At 63.9% G+C, this 17,824-nt stretch carries 18 protein-coding genes; 7 read left to right on the top strand and 11 right to left on the bottom strand.

What is annotated here, in order from left to right:
* Positions 1-165 precede the first annotated feature (165 nt).
* Positions 166-954, bottom strand: a complete 789-nt coding sequence (locus DGA31_RS12055) for a substrate-binding periplasmic protein (RefSeq protein WP_109512683.1) — start codon at positions 952-954, stop codon at positions 166-168.
* Between the two features lie 125 nt (positions 955-1,079).
* On the opposite strand from DGA31_RS12055, the gene dnaX reads away from it, so the two are divergent.
* The 5 genes from dnaX to DGA31_RS12030 all read left to right on the top strand — a co-directional run bounded on the left by dnaX (position 1,080) and on the right by DGA31_RS12030 (position 5,730).
* The gene (dnaX, locus tag DGA31_RS12050; RefSeq protein ID WP_109512682.1) at positions 1,080-3,203 is read left to right on the top strand and encodes a DNA polymerase III subunit gamma/tau; all 2,124 of its coding nucleotides are present in this window, start codon (positions 1,080-1,082) and stop codon (positions 3,201-3,203) included.
* Between the two features lie 57 nt (positions 3,204-3,260).
* On the top strand, positions 3,261-3,587 hold the full coding sequence (locus tag DGA31_RS12045; RefSeq protein ID WP_056840285.1) for a YbaB/EbfC family nucleoid-associated protein: 327 nt from the start codon (positions 3,261-3,263) through the stop codon (positions 3,585-3,587).
* Between the two features lie 149 nt (positions 3,588-3,736).
* Positions 3,737-4,771 (top strand): NADP-dependent oxidoreductase, encoded by a 1,035-nt coding sequence (locus tag DGA31_RS12040; RefSeq protein ID WP_109512681.1) that lies wholly within the window; start codon positions 3,737-3,739, stop codon positions 4,769-4,771.
* A 62-nt stretch (positions 4,772-4,833) separates the two neighbouring features.
* Positions 4,834-5,436 carry a recombination mediator RecR gene (gene recR / locus DGA31_RS12035; RefSeq protein ID WP_056840795.1) on the top strand — a complete coding sequence of 201 codons (603 nt, stop codon included), beginning with the start codon at positions 4,834-4,836 and terminating at the stop codon, positions 5,434-5,436.
* A gap of 180 nt (positions 5,437-5,616) precedes the next feature.
* Positions 5,617-5,730 (top strand): hypothetical protein, encoded by a 114-nt coding sequence (locus tag DGA31_RS12030; RefSeq protein WP_421957962.1) that lies wholly within the window; start codon positions 5,617-5,619, stop codon positions 5,728-5,730.
* Between the two features lie 135 nt (positions 5,731-5,865).
* Here DGA31_RS12030 and DGA31_RS12025 read toward each other — a convergent pair whose 3' ends face one another.
* The 3 genes from DGA31_RS12025 to hemN form a co-directional block, all read right to left on the bottom strand.
* A complete protein-coding gene (locus DGA31_RS12025; protein WP_056840283.1) occupies positions 5,866-6,414 on the bottom strand; it encodes an adenine phosphoribosyltransferase in 549 nt (182 codons plus the stop codon).
* Positions 6,415-6,475: 61 nt separating this feature from the next.
* Positions 6,476-7,210, bottom strand: coding sequence for a fumarate/nitrate reduction transcriptional regulator Fnr (gene fnr / locus DGA31_RS12020; RefSeq protein ID WP_056840282.1), 735 nt, complete (start codon positions 7,208-7,210; stop codon positions 6,476-6,478).
* A 101-nt stretch (positions 7,211-7,311) separates the two neighbouring features.
* Positions 7,312-8,694, bottom strand: coding sequence for an oxygen-independent coproporphyrinogen III oxidase (gene hemN, locus DGA31_RS12015; protein ID WP_109512812.1), 1,383 nt, complete (start codon positions 8,692-8,694; stop codon positions 7,312-7,314).
* Between the two features lie 221 nt (positions 8,695-8,915).
* Between hemN and DGA31_RS12010 the strand changes: the two genes are divergently transcribed.
* Together DGA31_RS12010 and feaR are read left to right on the top strand one after the other, a co-directional pair.
* Positions 8,916-10,127 carry an MFS transporter gene (locus DGA31_RS12010; protein ID WP_109512680.1) on the top strand — a complete coding sequence of 404 codons (1,212 nt, stop codon included), beginning with the start codon at positions 8,916-8,918 and terminating at the stop codon, positions 10,125-10,127.
* A gap of 146 nt (positions 10,128-10,273) precedes the next feature.
* On the top strand, positions 10,274-11,173 hold the full coding sequence (gene feaR / locus DGA31_RS12005; protein WP_109512679.1) for a transcriptional regulator FeaR: 900 nt from the start codon (positions 10,274-10,276) through the stop codon (positions 11,171-11,173).
* Positions 11,174-11,184: 11 nt separating this feature from the next.
* Here the strand turns inward: feaR and DGA31_RS12000 are convergent, their stop codons facing one another.
* The 7 genes from DGA31_RS12000 to DGA31_RS11970 form a co-directional block, all read right to left on the bottom strand.
* The gene (locus DGA31_RS12000; protein WP_109512678.1) at positions 11,185-11,862 is read right to left on the bottom strand and encodes a sulfite exporter TauE/SafE family protein; all 678 of its coding nucleotides are present in this window, start codon (positions 11,860-11,862) and stop codon (positions 11,185-11,187) included.
* Positions 11,855-12,058, bottom strand: a complete 204-nt coding sequence (gene ccoS / locus DGA31_RS11995; protein ID WP_109512677.1) for a cbb3-type cytochrome oxidase assembly protein CcoS — start codon at positions 12,056-12,058, stop codon at positions 11,855-11,857. The genes DGA31_RS12000 and ccoS overlap by 8 nt, the downstream gene beginning before the upstream one ends.
* Positions 12,037-14,487 (bottom strand): heavy metal translocating P-type ATPase, encoded by a 2,451-nt coding sequence (locus DGA31_RS11990; RefSeq protein WP_109512676.1) that lies wholly within the window; start codon positions 14,485-14,487, stop codon positions 12,037-12,039. The genes ccoS and DGA31_RS11990 overlap by 22 nt, the downstream gene beginning before the upstream one ends.
* Positions 14,488-14,602: 115 nt before the next feature.
* Positions 14,603-15,118 (bottom strand): FixH family protein, encoded by a 516-nt coding sequence (locus DGA31_RS11985; RefSeq protein ID WP_109512675.1) that lies wholly within the window; start codon positions 15,116-15,118, stop codon positions 14,603-14,605.
* Between the two features lie 9 nt (positions 15,119-15,127).
* Positions 15,128-16,546: a cytochrome c oxidase accessory protein CcoG gene (gene ccoG, locus DGA31_RS11980; protein WP_109512674.1), complete on the bottom strand. Its 1,419-nt coding sequence runs from the start codon at positions 16,544-16,546 to the stop codon at positions 15,128-15,130.
* 119 nt (positions 16,547-16,665) lie between these two features.
* Positions 16,666-17,640: a cytochrome-c oxidase, cbb3-type subunit III gene (gene ccoP / locus DGA31_RS11975; protein WP_109512673.1), complete on the bottom strand. Its 975-nt coding sequence runs from the start codon at positions 17,638-17,640 to the stop codon at positions 16,666-16,668.
* A complete protein-coding gene (locus tag DGA31_RS11970; protein ID WP_109512811.1) occupies positions 17,637-17,819 on the bottom strand; it encodes a cbb3-type cytochrome oxidase subunit 3 in 183 nt (60 codons plus the stop codon). The genes ccoP and DGA31_RS11970 overlap by 4 nt, the downstream gene beginning before the upstream one ends.
* Between the last annotated feature and the right edge of the window lie 5 nt (positions 17,820-17,824).

Here is a 17,824-nt window from a genome sequence, read left to right as displayed (position 1 = left end):
GGGCGAAACGATTACCAAAGGAGATCATCCCCTGCCTTGGCGCGCCAAGGCGGCACGCTGTCGCGCAGCAAGCACAAGTGATTTTTTAAACTCAATATAATGAGTCAGTTATTTTTTTGGTGAGAGCGGGCTCTGTCCGCGACGCCAGCCTGATCGGCCTTGCGTCTACGGCGTCTCATTGCCCGGCAGGGCGGTGTAGCGGTCGACGATCTGCTGGAGTTCTCCGGACATCTTCATCCGCAACAAGGTGCGCAGGATTTTCTGTGCCGGCAGGGCCGGGTCGTTGCGGATCATGCAGCCGGCCGGTTGTTCACTGATCAGCGACACGATCTTCAGGCGCCGCCTGGCCGGCAGCTCACGGTTGACCCAGTCCATCGCCAACTGGCTGCCCACCGCATAGTTGTAGCGCCCGGCTACCAGTTTTCTCAGCACTTGCTCTTCATTGCGGGCGTCTTCACGCAGCAGGTTATGGTTGTCGAACAGGTGCTGCAGTTCCGGGTAGGTGTAGCCCAGCACGGTGCCGACCACTTCATTGTCGAACTGCTCGGGGTAAGGGCCTGCAGTTTCCGGCGAGGCCAGCAGCATGTCGCGCTGGGTCAGGATCGGCAGGCTCCAGAAATAGTCGCCCGACAGGCTGCTCAGCCAGGCAGGCGAGGTGTAGCAGCGTATGTCGATCTCTCCCAGTGCCAGGGCAGTCTGTACACGCAGGCGTGGTAGCACATGAAACTCAGGCGTGCGCCCGACCTGGCGCGCCAGGCTGTGCATGATGTCAAACAGGATACCGGTGGTCGGCTGATGGCCTTCGATGTGGATCAAGGGCATCGACCAACTCTCGGACACCGAAAACCGCAGCGGCGGCTCGTTGGCGGCACGGACGGGCAGACCTGCCAGCAACAGGCTCAGCAGCAGGCTTTTCAGCGCTATGACGCCTGTGTGCAGTGGATTAAAGCGCATGTCCGTACCTGTTCCTGTAAAGGCAGAATCGTGCACGGACGCAGCTTGAGTGTCCAGCAGATGCAATTTCAGCCTTGCTCCGCTAGCATTAGCGGTCTTTGTCTCCCCCTTCGCGACGGTTTTCGATGAGTTATCAGGTTCTTGCACGTAAATGGCGTCCGCGCTCGTTCCGCGAAATGGTCGGCCAGACCCATGTGCTCAAGGCTCTGATCAATGCCCTGGACAGCCAGCGGCTGCACCATGCCTACCTGTTTACCGGCACGCGCGGGGTCGGCAAGACCACTATTGCGCGCATCATCGCCAAGTGCCTGAACTGCGAGACCGGCATCACCTCGACGCCGTGCGGCACCTGTTCGGTGTGCCAGGAGATCGACGAAGGCCGCTTCGTTGATCTGATCGAGATCGACGCCGCGAGCCGCACCAAGGTCGAGGACACCCGCGAGCTGCTGGACAACGTGCAATACGCGCCCAGCCGTGGACGCTTCAAGGTCTACCTGATCGACGAAGTGCACATGCTCTCCAGTCACTCGTTCAATGCCTTGCTCAAGACCCTCGAAGAGCCACCGCCCTACGTCAAGTTCATCCTGGCGACCACCGACCCGCAAAAGCTGCCGGCGACCATCCTGTCGCGCTGCCTGCAGTTTTCACTGAAGAACATGACCCCCGAGCGGGTGGTGGAGCACCTGAGCCATGTACTGGGCGCCGAGAACATTCCGTTCGAAGACGATGCCCTGTGGCTGCTGGGTCGCGCCGCCGATGGCTCGATGCGCGACGCCATGAGCCTGACCGACCAGGCCATTGCCTTTGGCGAAGGCAAGGTCATGGCCGCCGATGTACGCGCCATGCTCGGGACGCTGGATCACGGGCAGGTGTTCGATGTGCTGACCGCCTTGCTCGAAGGCGACGCCCGTGGTGTGCTCGAAGCCGTGCGCCACCTGGCCGAGCAAGGCCCGGACTGGAGCGGTGTACTGGCTGAAATCCTCAATGTGTTGCACCGCGTGGCAATCGCCCAGGCCTTGCCCGAAGCGCTCGACAACGGCCATGGCGACCGCGAGCGGGTGCTGGCCCTGGCCCAGGCGTTGCCCGGCGAAGACGTGCAGTTCTACTACCAGATGGGCCTGATCGGCCGCCGCGACCTGCCGCTGGCGCCCGACCCGCGCGGCGGGTTCGAAATGGTCCTGCTGCGCATGCTGGCGTTCCGCCCGGCCGACAGCAGCGATGCCCCGAGCCAGCCACTAAAGCCAGTGGGGATCAGCCAGGCCAAGGCTGATTCCCGCCCAGCGGTAGCCCCGGCACAGAACCACGCTGCAACACAAGACAACACTGCCCAGCCCGTTGCTCCCGCGCTGCAGCCGGCCCCGGTGGCGGCGGCTGACCCCCGGCCTGCACCGGTGCCTGAACCCGAGCCGGTCGAGGACGTCGACCTGCCGTGGAACGAGCCCAAGGCTCCTGCTCCTGCTCCCGCACCAGTCGCCGCACCAGTCGCCGCGCCAGTGGCAGCGGAGCCGGTGCTGGAAACCGTCGCCGAGCCGCCCGAGCTGACCCCGATGCCGGCCCCGACGCCTGCCAGCCCGGTGCCCGATGCACCCCAGGTGGTCGAGCCGGCTGCGGTGGCAGCCCCGACCCCGGACCGTGGCGCCGGCGGCCTTGAAGACATTCCGGACAGCGCCTACCTGTCTTCGGCCATGGCGCACGATGACGAGCCGCCACCGGACGACGATTATGTCGAGCCCGAGGTCGACATCGACCCGGCCTCGTTCAGCTACCTTGATGAGCTGGCCCACGAAAGCGTGCAGCACCAGGAAGCCCCGGAGCCCGAACCGGAGCCGGCCGCGATGCCCGCCACGGGGCTGGCGCTGCAATGGCTGGAGATTTTCCCGAAGCTGCAGATCTCGGGCATGACCGGCAGCATTGCCGCCAACTGCACCCTGATCAGCGTCGAGGGCGACCGCTGGCTGCTGCACCTGGACCCGGCGCACAGTGCACTGTTCAACGCCACCCAGCAACGTCGCCTCAGTGACGCATTGAACCAGTACCATGAACGCCCGATCCAACTGACTATCGAGCTGATCCGCCCCGAGCAGGAAACCCCGGCCCAGGCAGCTTCCCGCCTGCGGGCCGAACGCCAGCGCCAGGCGATAGCGTCGATCCAGGGCGATCCGTTCGTCCAGCAGATGATGCAGCAGTTTGGCGCCGTGATCCGGGAGGATACGATCAAGCCTGTCGATGCCGAGGCGCAATCTCACTGACAGAGCGTGCACACTGAACGGGTGCGCGCACTTACCATCCCTTGAAGGAGACACCCCATGATGAAAGGTGGCATGGCTGGCCTGATGAAGCAGGCCCAGCAAATGCAGGAAAAAATGGCCAAGATGCAGGAAGAACTGGCCAACGCGGAAGTCACCGGTCAATCGGGCGCAGGCCTGGTGAGCGTGGTGATGACCGGTCGTCACGACGTCAAGCGCATCTCGCTGGATGACAGCCTGATGCAGGAAGACAAGGAAGTGCTGGAAGACCTGATTGCCGCCGCCGTCAACGACGCCGTGCGCAAGATCGAACAGGCCAGCTCGGAAAAGACTGCCAGCATGACCGCTGGCATGCAGCTGCCACCGGGCATGAAGCTGCCGTTCTGACGGCGCTTTTTGTGCGGTTGAAAATGCCAGGCGAATGTCCTGGCATTTTTTTGCCTGCCACAAATGCGGGCACTTTGATTGAGCGGGATCGAACGCCAGCGCTCAGGCAGGGTCTGCCTTATAGACCTTAACCTTCAAGAGAGCGCGTCATGACTCAAGAGATGATCCTCAACCAGCGCATCGTTCTGGCCTCGCGACCAAAAGGCCGGCCGACCCCGGAGAACTTCCGCCTGGAACGCGAAGCCTTGCCGGAACTCAAGGGTGGCCAGGTGCAATTGCGCACCCTGTACCTGTCGCTTGATCCTTACATGCGCGGGCGCATGAGTGACGCGCCGTCCTATGCCGACCCGGTGGAAATCGACGCGGTGATGGAAGGCGGGGCGGTCAGCGTGGTCGAGCAATCGCTCAATTCCAATTTCGAGCCTGGCGATCTGGTCGTGGGCCAGACCGGCTGGCAGACTCACAGCATCCATGATGGCTCAGGCCTGGTGAAGCTGCCCAGGGACCTGCCCAGCCCGTCGATGGCTGTGGGTGTGCTGGGCATGCCCGGTATGACGGCCTATATGGGCCTGATGGACATCGGCAAGCCCAAGGCCGGTGAAACCCTGGTGGTGGCTGCCGCTTCCGGCGCGGTCGGCTCGGTGGTCGGTCAAGTCGCCAAGCTGCACGGGCTGCGGGTGGTCGGTGTGGCGGGTGGCCCGGAAAAGTGCCGCTACGTGGTCGAAGAACTGGGTTTTGATGCCTGCATTGACCATCGCGGCGACAACTTTGCCGCTGAACTGGCCGAGGCCTGCCCCAAGGGCATCGACATCTATTACGAACTGGTGGGCGGCAAGGTGTTCGAAGCCGTGGTGCCGCTGCTCAATGCCCGGGCGCGTATCCCGCTGTGTGGCGTTATCGCCCAGTACAACGCCCAGGGTGAGTCGCAAGGGCCGGACAAACTGCCGTTGCTGATGCGCACCTTGCTGACCAAGCGGGCCCGTATCCAGGGCTTTATCGTGTTCGAGGAATATGGCTCGCGCCGCCAGGAATTCATCGACGCCATGACCCCGCTGGTCACCTCCGGACAGATCAAATTCCGCGAAGATGTGGTACAGGGCCTCGAGGCGGCACCTGAGGCCTTTATCGGGCTGCTGGAAGGGCGCAACTTCGGCAAGCTGGTGGTCGAGGTTTCGACGCTTTGATTGACGCTGACGACAAGGCGCGGGTATAAACCGCGTCTTTCGATTATTTGGGACTTTTCTTCATGAGCTTCAGCCCCCTGATTCGCCAACTGATCGATGCCTTCCGGGTGCTGCCCGGCGTCGGGCAAAAGACCGCCCAGCGCATGGCCTTGCAGTTGCTGGAGCGTGATCGCAGCGGTGGCTCGCGGCTGGCTTTGGCATTGAGCCAGGCCATGGACGGGGTCGGTCACTGCAAGAGTTGCCGCACACTGACCGAAGAAGAACTGTGCCCGCAATGCGCCGACCCGCGCCGCGACGACACCTTGTTGTGTGTGGTCGAAGGGCCCACCGACGTCTATGCGGTCGAGCAGACTGGCTATCGTGGACGTTACTTCGTACTCAAGGGGCACCTGTCGCCGCTGGACGGCCTGGGCCCGGAGGCCATTGGCATTCCGCAGTTGCTGGAGCGCATCGCCGCGCAAGGCAGCTTCACGGAAGTGATCCTGGCCACCAACCCGACCGTGGAAGGCGAAGCCACCGCGCACTACATTGCCCAGTTGCTGCACGACAAGGGCCTGATCGCCTCGCGCATTGCCCACGGTATTCCATTGGGCGGCGAGCTGGACCTGGTCGACGGCGGCACCCTGGCGCACTCGTTTGCCGGCCGCAAGCCTATCGCGCTGTAACGCCCTTACCGGCCGCAAAGCTATCGCGCTGTAGGAGCGCGCTTGCCCGCGACCGGCTGCGTTAGCAGTCGTAAATTTGTGGCGTTTCGCAGATGTTTCAGTCGTAAATTTTCAGCGTTTAATCGATTTTTGCGAGCGCTGCGCACTCGGTCGCGGGCAGAGCGCGCTCCTACAGCTCTGATGTTGCGCGATCCCCTACAGCCCATAGCCATTCCACTGGGTGGCGAGCTGGATCTGGTCGACGGAGGCACCCTGGCGCACTCGTTTGCCGGCCGCAAAGCTATCGCGCTGTAGGAGCGCGCTTGCCCGCGACCGGCTGCGTTAGCAGTCGTAAATTTGTGGCGTTTCGCAGATGTTTCAGTCGTAAATTTTCAGCGTTTAATCGATTTTTGCGAGCGCTGCGCACTCTGTCGCGGGCAGAGCGCGCTCCTACAGTTCATCCAGGGCAAAGCGGGTCAGGCTGAAGGTCGGTACTTGCAGGTCCTCCAGCCGCCTGGAACCGCCCAGTTCCGGCAGGTCGATAATGGCCGCTGCCTCATGCACCCGGGCGCCCATGCGGCGAATCAGGTTGACCGCCGCAATCAGCGTACCGCCGGTGGCAATCAGGTCATCGAACAGCACTACGCTATCGCCATCGCACAGGCTGTCGGAATGCACTTCCAGAAACGCCTGGCCATATTCGGTCTGGTACGCCTGCGACAGCACGTCGGCGGGCAGCTTGCCCTGTTTGCGAAACAGTACCAGCGGCTTGTTCAGTTCATAGGCCACCACCGAACCGATCAGGAAACCGCGCGCGTCCATCACGCCGATCTGGTTGAAGTCGGCGTCGATATAGCGATGCACGAAATGGTCGATAACCTGACGCATGGCCTTGGGCGACTGAAACAGCGGGGTGATGTCGCGAAACACTACGCCAGGCTTGGGAAAGTCCACGACAGGGCGGATCAGGGATTTGATGTGGATGTCGTCAAAAGTCATACGGGCAATCCAGGGCAAGGTAGGCCGACAGTGTAGGCCGGCCAGCCCTGGATCGCACGTTTCAGCTTTCCATGGCACCGCCCGCCAGCGCGCAGAGCTGGATCGGGTCAAGGATCTGGATGTCCTTGCCCTCGGCGGCAATCAGCGCGTTCTGCTGGAAGCGGGTGAATACCCGTGACACCGTCTCGACCGCCAGGCCCAGGTGATTGCCGATCTCGTTGCGCGACATGCTCAGGCGGAAATGATTGGCTGAAAAGCCCCGCGCCCGAAAACGCGCCGACAGATTGACCAGAAAGGTCGCGATACGCTCGTCGGCGGTTTTCTTCGACAGCAACAGCATCATCTGCTGATCGTCGCGGATCTCACGGCTCATGACGCGCATCAACTGGCGCCGCAACTGGGGCAGTTGCACCGACAGTTCGTCCAGGCGCTCGAACGGGATTTCACACACCGACGTGGTTTCCAGCGCCTGGGCCGAAACCGGATAGGCTTCGGCGTCCATCCCGGACATGCCGACCAGCTCGCTGGGCAGGTGGAAACCGGTGAGCTGCTCGGTGCCACCGTCGCTGATATTGAAAGTCTTCAGGGCGCCGGAGCGCACGGCGTACACTGATTCGAAGGTGTCACCCTGGCGAAACAGAAACTCACCTTTTCTCAACGGGCGGCCACGCTTGACGATCTGGTCCAGCGCGTCCATGTCTTCCAGGTTCAGCGACAGGGGCAGGCACAACGGCGCCAGACTGCAATCCTTGCAATGAGCCTGATTATGAGCACGCAATTTGACTGGCTCGGACATCACTCTATTCCTTGTGGGATAAGCACACACAGGATGTAGGGTAACTCAGGGTTAGTAGCTTCGACCAGCGTAGGAAATGTCATGCAAGTGACCTGTCGTTCTCAAATGACCCGGGAAAAGCGTTGAATAGTCTGCGGGCTGAGGTAGCGGTCAAACAGCATGCACACCGCGCGCACCAGCAGTCGCCCCGCAGGCAACACCCGTATTCCCCGGTCATCCAGCACGATCAGGCCATCGTGGTGCATCTCGACCAGGCGCGGCCAGGCCTCGCTGAAATACCCGCGAAACTCGATCATGAAGGCCGCTTCGATCTGGCTGAAATCCAGCTCGAAATGGCAGATCAGTTGCTGAATGACAGCCTGGCGGATGCGGTCGTCTTCGTGGCAGACCAGCCCGCGCTTGGTGGCCAGTTGGTCGCTGGCCAGTAAGGTCTGGTAGTCGTTCAGGTCGCTGCTGTTCTGGCAGTACAGGTCACCGATCTGGCTGATGGCCGACACCCCCAGGCCCAGCAGGTCGCAATGCCCGTGGGTGGTGTAGCCCTGGAAGTTGCGCTGCAGTGTGCCTTCTTCCTGGGCGATGGCCAGCTCGTCGTCGGGCAGGGCAAAGTGGTCCATGCCGATGTAACGGTAACCGGCGCGGGTCAGTTGTTCGATGGTGCCCTGCAGCATGTGCAGCTTCTGCTCGGGGGCCGGCAGGTCGTGTTGTTCGATGCGCCGCTGGGGCATGAAGCGCTCCGGCAGGTGAGCGTAGTTGAACACCGACAGCCGATCCGGCTGCAAGGCGATGATCTCGTCCACGGTGCGGGCAAAGCCTTGCGGCGTCTGCAAGGGCAGGCCGTAGATCAAGTCGATGTTGACCGAACGAAACTGCAGGGTGCGCGCCGCTTCGACGATGGCGCGGGTCTGCTCCAGGCTTTGCAGGCGATTGACCGCTCGTTGCACCGCCGGGTCCAGGTCCTGCACCCCCAGGCTGACCCGATTGAATCCCAGTTCGCGCAGCAGGCCCATGGACGACCAGTCAGCCTCGCGCGGGTCGATTTCGATGCCGTAGTCACCCGAGTCGTCATCGAGCAGGTGGAAATTGGCCCGCAGGCGGGTCATCAGCTGGCGCAGCTCATCATGGTTGAGGAAGGTCGGTGTGCCGCCGCCCAGGTGCAACTGCTCGACCACCTGGTCGGGCGCCAGGTGACAGCCGAGCATCTCGATCTCATTGCCCAGGCGCTGCAGGTAGGCCTGCGCCCGGCTGCGATCCTTGGTGATGACCTTGTTGCAGGCGCAGTAGTAGCAAATGTTGGCGCAGAACGGAATGTGCACATACAGCGACAAGGGTCGGTGCGCCTTGCGGCTGTCGCGCAGCGCATGCAACAGGTCGAAGGCGCCGGTCCGGGTGTCGAACTGCACGGCCGTGGGGTAGGAGGTGTAGCGCGGGCCGGCCAGATCGTAACGACGGATCAGGTCAGAATCCCAACGAATGACATCGAGCATGCGGGCATTCCCCTGGAGAGCTGGCAAGGCGCGAGTGTAGGGGCGGGGCGTGCGCAAGGTGTTGATATGGGTCAAGGCGCCGGCATGCGGCCTGTCGCTTGACCAGTGGCACACCTTGGCAGCCTCGACCAAAAGCCCGGCAATGCTGCACATGCCGCTCAGGTCAGGCCGCTGCACACTGGTTGCTGGCAAGCCTTTGTCTAACAAGCCGGGATACCTGAATGAAAACTATAAAATCCAACCCGATCGATAAAACCTCTGTTTATGTCTGTGCCGGCCTGGTCTCGGGCGCCGGTGCACTGTTGCTGAACGTGCTGCCGGTGCTGTTCGGCGCCTTTGCCGAGCGCTTCGGGCTGGGCGAGCACCAGCTCGGCAATCTTGCCCTGGCCATGAACCTGGGCTTTGGCGCCCTGGGCCTGGCGTCGTTGCTGTGGATTCACCGGCTCAGCTGGCGAATCATCTCGGTGCTTTCATCGGTCCTGGTGATTGGCGCGGTCCTGTCTGTGCTGCGTGATCCGTCTTATGAAGCGCTGTTGGTGATCATGGCCCTGGCGGGGGCCGGCACAGGGGCCTTGTACGCGCTGGCCATGACGATCTTCGGTGACAGCTCGCAGCCCGAGCGGGCGTTCGGCTTCAAGCTGGGCATCGAAACCATTCCGGGGGCTTTTTTGCTCATTGTCCTGCCCGTGGCGATTGCGCCTGTCTGGGGCTTCGAGGGCATGTTGATCACCATCGCGCTGGCCATGGTGGTGATGGGCATCGTGCCGCTGCCCTGGGTGCCGCGTCGCAGCGAACGGCAACGTGAGGTCGAGAGTGGTGCTGCCCCCGTCGACTGTCCGCAAAGCCGCGCCATCGTGTGGTTGAGCCTGGTGGCCAGCCTGGTCTTTTTGACCGGGATCATGTCGGTATGGGCCTTTCTTGAGTTGATGGGCAAAAAGACCGGGCTGTCGGCCGACACCATCGGGGCGGTGCTGGCGCTGGGCTTTCTGATCAACGCCGGCGGTGGCTTCATTGCCTCGGCGCTGGGGCTCAAGGCCGGGCGCTTCATGCCGGTGGCGGTCGTCGTCCTGGCCGAACTGCTGGGCCTGGTGGCGCTCGCCCAGTTTTCGTCCCTTACGGCCTATGTGGTCGGGGCACTGTGCTTTTTGTTCTCGATCAGTTTCGTGCTGGCCTACACCTTCGGGGTCATGGCCGAGTTCGACCTCTCGGGCAAGCTGGTCGCACTGGGCGCGCTGTGCCTGTCGCTGGGCGCGGCATTCGGTCCGGCCATCGGCGGCTTCCTGATCGAGCAGTTCGGCTATCCGGCGGTGCTGGTGTTCTCCGGCGCCTGTTCGGTGGTGGTGCTGGCGGTCTATGGCGTTGCGGTGTTGAAAGTACAGCGCACGCTAAAGCATGTGCAAGATCCTGAAGCGGCCGTGCTGTCGAGGTTTTGACGTGTGTTGCAGTAAGGATGACTGTTTCTGACCGGTCTACCCGCGAGTTGGCGCGCTCCATGCTTGTCCATTCTGCACAGGTAATTTTGTTACCTATTCACGTGAATAATTGCCTTTTTTAAGGGCGTGTTCTGGAGAAAAGATGCATGAGTGGTCAAGCGCTGTCGGCCTGGAACGAAAATGTGCATGCGGCCTGTGGGCGTTTCGAAACCCGCTATGACCACTGCCAGAGCCTTTTCATCGGTGAAATAAGCACCACGCGGGTGGGCAGCACGCCGGTCGCCCACATTCGCAGTAATGCCAACGTGATCGCCAAGGCGGGCGGAACAACCGCCTGCGACTCGGCCGAAAACTGTTTCCTTGTGCTACAGCGGCAGGGCGAAATGACCATCGAGACGGGCGACCGTTTCCTGGACCTGCGCGCCGGCGACCTGGCCCTGCTCGACTCGGCCCAGGCCGTGAAAATGATGCCCAAGGGCTTGTTCTCGCATGTGTCGATTCACCTGCCGCGCGAGCTGTTCAAAGGCCTGGACCGCCCGCGCTATGGCAAGCTGTCGACCGCGGGCGTCTGTGGTCAGTTGCTGGGTACCCTGGTGCGCCAGGTGGCCGCCGGCGAGCTGGCGCACTGGTCTTGCCCGCAAGACGGCGATGGCCTGCAAGGGGCGCTGGTGTCGTTGCTCGAGTCGGTGCTGGAGTATCGGGTCAGTGATCACTCGCCGGGCCTGCAACTGCATGAAGTGCAATCGATCATCCTGCAACGGCTCGACTCACCGCGCCTGACCCCGGCATCACTGGCTGAGGAGCTGGGTATTTCCAGCCGCCAGTTGTACCGGTTGTTCGAGGCGCGCGGTGACAGTGTCTGCCGCTATATCCTGCGTGAGCGGCTGCTGAAGGCCGCCCAGGACCTGCGCGATCCGGCGTGCGCAAACCGCTCGATCACCGACATCGGCACCTATTGGGGGTTTGCCGACTCGGCGCACTTCTCCAAGACGTTCAAGAAGCAGATGGGCATCACCCCGAGTGCCTACCGAAGCGAGTCGCGCTGAATCGGCACGTCTCAATGCCCCATCAGCCATCGCTGATGCGGCCCCGGCAGGCTCCACACCCCGAACAGCATCACCAGCATGCCACCGGCCACCCGCAGGCCACGCTGGCGCAGCAGGCTGCGGGCGCGTTCGGCACCCAGCCCGGTCAGCAACAGCACCGGCATCGTGCCCAGGCCGAAGGCCAGCATCAGCGCGGCGCTGATCAGTGCATTGCCCTGCAGGGCCGCCCATAACAGGATGCTGTACACCAGCCCGCACGGCAGCCAGCCCCAGAGCGCCCCGACCAGCAAGGCGCGGGGCACGCTGGTGATCGGCAGCAGGCGACCGGCCAGCGGCTGGATGCGACGCCACAGGCCGCGGCCCAGGCGTTCGATATGGGTCAGGCCGTGCCACCAGCCGGCCAGGTACAGGCCCATGGCGATCAGCAGCAGCGCGGCGATGATCCGTAGCACCGTGGCGCCCGGGCCGTTGGCCACCGCATGGCCGAGCAGGCCGGTGAGCAGTCCGGCGACGCCATAGCTGGCCACCCGGCCCAGGTTGTAGGCCAGCAGCAAGCGGGTGCGCCGGGCCGGCGCCTGGATGCCCAGGCTCATGGCGCCCATCAGGCCGCCGCACATGCCGATGCAATGCCCGCCGCCCAGCAGGCCGAACATCACGGCCGAGCCCAGCAGGGCCAGCAGTTCAGGCATGAGGGTCCGGCTCCTTGGATGGCGGTGTTTCCTGCAGCGCGGCCTGGTGCCCGGGGTCCTGGTCGTCGAACAGAATGCTGTGCGCCGGGCTGTCCAGGTCATCGTACTGACCGCTGTCGACGGCCCAGAAAAACACGTAAATGGCGATGGCCACCAGCAGCAAGGCGGCGGGAATCATGATGTAGAGCGCAGGCATGTCGGCTCCGTGACAGACGTTGATGGGGCAGTGGCCGGCACGCGGCCCAGGCGCAGGGCATTGAGCACCACGGCCAGGGAGCTGGCCGACATGCCGAGGGCGGCCCACACCGGGGTGATCCAGCCGAGCGCGGCAAAGGGCAGCATCAGGCCGTTGTACAGCCCGGCCCAGAACAGGTTCTGCAGGATGACCCGCCGCGTGCGCCGGGCCAGCGCCAGGGCGTCAACCAGTGTCTGCAGGCGGTTGGAGAGCAGCACGGCGTCGGCGCAGGTCTTGGCCAGGTCGGTGGCCGAGCCCATGGCCACGCTGATATCGGCAGCGGCCAGCACCGGTACATCGTTGACCCCGTCGCCCAGCATCAGCACCTTGCGCCCGGCCTGCTGCAACTGTTGCAGTTTTGCCAGTTTGTCGCTCGGGCTCAGGCCGCCCAGGGACTGGTCGATGCCCAGTTCGGCAGAGACCTCGGTCACCCTCGGCGAGCTGTCGCCAGACAATAACAGCGTGTGCCAGCCGCGTGCGCGGCAGGCCGCAAGCAGGGCGTGGGCATCGCTGCGCAGACGGTCATCGAGCACCAGCCAGGCCAGCGGCCCTTGCTGATTGCCCAGCAGAAGCCATTGCCCACCGGTTTCGGGTGGCGCCGGCAGCCTGCTGGCACTCAAGGCGCAGACAAAGGCCGGCTGGCCGATGCGCAGGCAGTGGCCGTCGACAAAACCTTGCAGGCCAAGGCCTGGATGACTGTCGACCTGTTCGGCGGCCTGCGGTGCCGGGCCGAACGCGCGGGCGATGGGGTGCTCGGAGCGATTTTCCAGCGCGGCGGCCAGCGCCAGGCAGGCCTCGGCGTCGACGTCGGCCAGCGGCAGGATACGGCGCAATTGCAGGCGACCTTCGGTGAGCGTGCCGGTCTTGTCGAAGATCACTGTGTCGATCTGCGCCAGGCCTTCGAGTACATGGCCACGGGTCAGCAACAGGCCCAGGCTGTGCAGGCTGCCGGTGGCAGTGGTCAGAGCCGTGGGCGTGGCCAGCGACAGGGCGCAGGGGCAGGTGGCGACCAGCATGGCCAGGACGATCCAGAAGGCGCGGCTGTCATCGAGCTGCCACCAGAGCGCGCCGATCAAGACGGTGGCCAGCAACGACACCAGCAGAAACTGTTGCGCGGCGCGGTCAGCCAGCAAGGCCAGGCGCGGCTTGTCGGTCTGGGCGCGTTCGAGCAGGCGTACGATGGCCGAAAGCCGCGTTTCGCCACCCAGGGCCTGCACCTCGACGGTCAGCGGGCTGTCGCCATTCAGTGTGCCGGCGGTGACGGCATCCGAGGGGCTGCGGGGTTGTGGCAGGTATTCGCCGGTCAGCAGCGATTCATCGAGGCTGGAATGGCCTGCGATGATCTGCCCGTCGGCGGGCACGACCGCGCCGGGCAGCACCAGGACGCGATCGTTGAGGTGCAGTTCGCTGAGCAGGATGCGTTGCGGCTGGCCGTCGCGGTCCAGGCGCAGGCAGGAGACTGGCAGCAGCTTGATCAAGCGTTGGGTGGCGGTGGCTGTGCGCTGCCGGGCCCGACGCTCCAGGTAGCGACCGCTGAGCAGCAGCAGGGCAAACATGCCCACGGCATCGAAATACAGCTCGCCACTGCCGGTCACCGCCGTCCAGACCCCGGCGCCATAGGCGGCGCCGATGGCCAGCGACACCGAGACGTCCATGCCCGGCCGCCGGTGGCGCAGGTCGCGCCAGGCGCCGCGAAACAAGGGCGCGCAGCTGTAGAAGACGATGGGGGTGGTCAGGAACATCGCCACCCAGCGCAGGATGGTATGCAGCTCCGGGCTCAGGTCACGGTTGAATTCGGGCCAGGTGGCCATGGTTGCCATCATGGCCTGGAACCACAGCAACCCGGCGACCCCGAGGCGCCGCAGGGCCTGGCGGTTTTCCCGCTCCAGTTGCTCGCACGCCGGGTCCGGCTGCCACGGATGGGCGACATAGCCGATGCGCCGTAGCCGCTCGATCACCTGGCTCAGCGGCAACGCCCCGGACTGCCAGCGCAGGTGCAGGCGATGGGTGCTGAGGTTCAGGCGCGCTTCGATCACCTCGGGCAGGGCGCGCAGTTGGCGTTCGATCAGCCAGCCACACGCGGCGCAACTGATGCCTTCGATCAGCAGGGTGGTGTCACTGAGTGTGCCGTCCTGACGCACGAAACCCTGCTGGACGTCGAGGCGGTCATAGAGTGGCAGCTCGTCGGGTAACGGCGCGGGCAGGTCCTGCGGGTTGCTCGAGGCGATACTGCGGTGGCGGTAATAGGCCTCCAGCCCGCCGGCGACGATAGCCTCGGCCACCGCCTGGCAGCCGGGGCAGCAGAACAGGCGGGGTTCACCAAGGACCACCGCGCTAAAGCGGCTGCCTGACGAAACGGGCAGGGCGCAGTGATAACAGGACGAGATCATGAAGCCCCTGCCTCGATGCTACGCGGTCGCGAAAGGGCCGGCATGATCGAACCATCCGTCGGGTTCGACGTGCAGCCTTCGCGACCGAGGGTCGCTCCTGCGACAGACCTGGCAATCAAGGAGCAGCCTGCAACGGTTCGTCGCCCAGGATCAACGCCTGTCCCGGTTCGATCATCTCTTCCTCGAACAGCCGCCAGGTGCCTTGAGCGTCCTGGCCCAGCACTTCGACAAAACGCCGCCCTGCCAGGCGGTCGTCGAGCTGGCCGACATACCGCCCGGTATCACCGAGGCTGCGGTTGAGCACCAGGCGCCGGTCCCTGGCCGGCTGGGTCGGCGACAGCAGGTTCAGGTCGACCTGGGGCGGCAGGCTGTCGCCGCTCAGGCGCAGCTCGACCTCGCCGGTCAGCTCATCCAGATGCAAGCGGGCCTGAAGGTTCAATCGACGGGCCAGCAGTTCGCGGTCCAGCGAGCGGTTGATGCCCTTGCCGGCCTCGTAATAGTTGTCGCTGACCAGATTGACCGGGTTGTTCACGGCAATCACCACCAGGCTCAGGCTCAGGGTCACCGAGCCGCCCAGCAGACCGAGGATGAACCAGGGCCAGCGATGCCGATACCAGGGAGAAACACTCATGCACGATCCTTACTGACGAACCTGGGGGCCGGTGAAGCGACTGCGGACCTCGACACGCTGCGTGGAGTCATCGATGTCCCGGGCAACAAAGGTCACCTCGTTGCTGCTGGCCGGCACCGCCTGCGGGGCGCTGGACAGGCTGACCACCAGGGTCTGGCTGGCGCCGGCCGGTACATGGAGTTCTCGCGTGCCGTGCCATTCCAGGGCCGGCAGGCCGGTGGCCTGCAATAGATAGGTGTGGGCCACCTGATCCTTGTTCAGCACTTTGAGGCTGTAGACGTTCTCGATGTGCCCCTGGAGGGTTTCACGGTACAGCATGCGGTCCTTGCTGACATCCAGGTCGGTCAGCGGGCGCAGCACGAAGGCACCGGCCAGCAGGCCGATCATCAGCAACAGCACGGCGGCATAGCCGATCAGGCGCGGGCGCAAGGTCCGGGTAGTGTGCCCGGCCAGGTTGTGTTCGGTGGTGTAGCTGATCAAGCCGCGCGGGTAGTCCATCTTGTCCATCACGCTGTCGCAGGCATCGATGCACGCCGCGCAGCCGATGCATTCGATCTGCAAGCCGTCGCGAATGTCGATGCCGGTGGGGCATACCTGCACGCACAGGGTACAGTCGATGCAGTCGCCCAGGTCCTGAACAGACTTGTCAGTGTCCTTGCGCCGCGCCCCGCGTGGTTCGCCCCGGCGCGGGTCGTAGGAGACGATCAAGGTGTCCTGGTCGAACATCACGCTCTGAAAGCGCGCATACGGGCACATGTACACGCACACCTGTTCACGCAGCCAGCCGGCATTGATGTAGGTGGCCAGGGTAAAAAACCCGACCCAGAAATACGCCCAGCCATCGGCCGCACCGGTGACCAGCGCCAGGCACAACTCGCGAATGGGTGAAAAGTAGCCGACGAAGGTGATACCGGTGACCAGTCCGATCAGCAGCCACAGGCTGTGTTTGGCGGTCTTGCGCAGCAGCTTGTTGGCGCTGGCGGAGGCGTTGTCGAGCCGGATACGCTGGTGGCGGTCACCTTCGGTGATCTTCTCGCACCACATGAAGATCCACGTCCACACGCTTTGCGGGCAGGTGTAGCCACACCATACGCGACCGGCATACACGGTGATAAAAAACAGGCCAAAGGCGGCCACGATCAACAGGCCCGACAACAGGATGAAGTCCTGCGGCCAGAACGTGGCGCCGAAAACATGAAACTGGCGCTCGGGCAGGTTCCACCACACCGCCTGGCGGCTGTTCCAGTCCAGCCACACGGTGCCGAAGTACAGCAGCAACAGCAGCGCTCCGCCGATCATGCGCACGTTGCGGAAAAAACCATTGAAGGCCTTGGTGTGGATTTTCTGGCGGGCCGCATACAGGTCGACGCTGCCAGGGTCGTCAGCGGCTGGCGGGGTGATGTCGTGTAGCGGGATTCGACGGCTCATCGCAACGTCCTGCGGCTGTTCGAAAAGGCCGGTGACAGCAAGGATACGCCGGGCCTGTAGGATTGACCTGCGACACGGGGTCGCGTGATGGGATCAGTGCCTTTCACACGGTTTAATGATCACGGCACTTCAACCGTCTTGTCCTGGCGCGACAGGCTGTAGATATAGCCGGCCAGCACATGCACGCGGTCATCGCCCTGAATGGCTTTTTGCGCCGGCATCTGGCCCATGCGGCCCTTGGCGATGCTTTCCTGCAATTGCGCAAAGCCGGTGCCGTACATATAGGCCCCGGGCTGGGTCAGGTCGGGGGCGCCGAGCAGCGGATTGCCCTTGCCTTCGGCGCCATGGCAGGCGATGCAGGTGGCGGCGTAGCGTTGCTGGCCGGCCACCGGGTCGAGCTTGAGGCCCTCGGGCAGCGGCCGGCCGAGGCGGGTGAGCAGCCAGGCGGCGAGGTCGTTGACGCCTTGCTCGCCCAGCACCGGCCCCCAGCCGGGCATCACGGCGCGGCGCCCATTGAGAATGCTGGTCTTGATCGACTGGGCATCGCCGCCCCAGCGCCAATGCTCGTCGGTCAGGTTCGGAAAACCGTAGGCGCCCTTGGCATCCGAGCCGTGGCACACCGAACAATTGGCAGCAAACAACCGGGCGCCCATCTGCAAGGCTTCAGGGTCCCGGGCCACAGCCTCCACCGGCATGGCTGCAAAGCGCGCAAAGATCGGTGCGTACTGTGCGTCGCTACGGGCCATTTCCTTTTCCCATTCATGCACAGCGCTCCAGCCCTGCTGGCCATCAGCAAAGCGTGTCTGGCTGCCGGCGTCGAGCCAGGCATAACCTGGGAGCAGGCCGCGCCAGTTGCCCAGCCCCGGGTACAGCAACAGATACCCGAGCGAGAACACAATCGTTGCAATGAACAGCTTGAACCACCATGCCGGCAGCGGATTGTCGTATTCCTCGATGCCGTCGTAGACATGGCCGGTGGTCTGCTCGCCGGGCTCCTTGCGCTCGCCCTTGCGAGTGGCCAGCAACAGCCAGGTCAGGCCCGCCAGCGTGCCCAGGGTCAGGACGGTGATGTACAGGCTCCAGCCGCTGCTCATGCGTCGGGTGCCTGCGGGCCTTGCGGTTTGCGCGCTGGCACCGGCTCATCGGCAAACGGCAGCAGGGTGGCCTCGTCGAATGCCTGTTTGCGCCTCGGGCTGAACACCCACAGCGCCAGGCCCACGAAAGCCAGCAGCACCACCAGCGTGCCCAGGCCGCGAATCGTTCCGATGTCCATGTTCG

It is taken from the genome of Pseudomonas ovata (assembly GCF_003131185.1).
Lineage (GTDB): Bacteria > Pseudomonadota > Gammaproteobacteria > Pseudomonadales > Pseudomonadaceae > Aquipseudomonas > Aquipseudomonas ovata.
Note: the sequence above shows the minus strand (reverse complement) of the source record. Positions and strands in the feature narration are given on the sequence as shown.

Coding starts and splice junctions, on each gene's coding strand:
- DGA31_RS12010 (WP_109512680.1), top strand. CDS start 8,916: ATGAAAACTATAAAATCCAACCCGATCGATAAAACCTCTGTTTATGTC.
- DGA31_RS12055 (WP_109512683.1), bottom strand. CDS start 954: ATGCGCTTTAATCCACTGCACACAGGCGTCATAGCGCTGAAAAGCCTG.
- DGA31_RS11990 (WP_109512676.1), bottom strand. CDS start 14,487: ATGATCTCGTCCTGTTATCACTGCGCCCTGCCCGTTTCGTCAGGCAGC.
- DGA31_RS12045 (WP_056840285.1), top strand. CDS start 3,261: ATGATGAAAGGTGGCATGGCTGGCCTGATGAAGCAGGCCCAGCAAATG.
- recR (WP_056840795.1), top strand. CDS start 4,834: ATGAGCTTCAGCCCCCTGATTCGCCAACTGATCGATGCCTTCCGGGTG.
- DGA31_RS12000 (WP_109512678.1), bottom strand. CDS start 11,862: ATGCCTGAACTGCTGGCCCTGCTGGGCTCGGCCGTGATGTTCGGCCTG.
- dnaX (WP_109512682.1), top strand. CDS start 1,080: ATGAGTTATCAGGTTCTTGCACGTAAATGGCGTCCGCGCTCGTTCCGC.
- DGA31_RS11970 (WP_109512811.1), bottom strand. CDS start 17,819: ATGGACATCGGAACGATTCGCGGCCTGGGCACGCTGGTGGTGCTGCTG.
- DGA31_RS11985 (WP_109512675.1), bottom strand. CDS start 15,118: ATGAGTGTTTCTCCCTGGTATCGGCATCGCTGGCCCTGGTTCATCCTC.
- DGA31_RS12040 (WP_109512681.1), top strand. CDS start 3,737: ATGACTCAAGAGATGATCCTCAACCAGCGCATCGTTCTGGCCTCGCGA.
- feaR (WP_109512679.1), top strand. CDS start 10,274: ATGAGTGGTCAAGCGCTGTCGGCCTGGAACGAAAATGTGCATGCGGCC.
- ccoS (WP_109512677.1), bottom strand. CDS start 12,058: ATGCCTGCGCTCTACATCATGATTCCCGCCGCCTTGCTGCTGGTGGCC.
- fnr (WP_056840282.1), bottom strand. CDS start 7,210: ATGTCCGAGCCAGTCAAATTGCGTGCTCATAATCAGGCTCATTGCAAG.
- DGA31_RS12030 (WP_421957962.1), top strand. CDS start 5,617: ATGTTGCGCGATCCCCTACAGCCCATAGCCATTCCACTGGGTGGCGAG.
- ccoG (WP_109512674.1), bottom strand. CDS start 16,546: ATGAGCCGTCGAATCCCGCTACACGACATCACCCCGCCAGCCGCTGAC.
- hemN (WP_109512812.1), bottom strand. CDS start 8,694: ATGCTCGATGTCATTCGTTGGGATTCTGACCTGATCCGTCGTTACGAT.
- ccoP (WP_109512673.1), bottom strand. CDS start 17,640: ATGAGCAGCGGCTGGAGCCTGTACATCACCGTCCTGACCCTGGGCACG.
- DGA31_RS12025 (WP_056840283.1), bottom strand. CDS start 6,414: ATGACTTTTGACGACATCCACATCAAATCCCTGATCCGCCCTGTCGTG.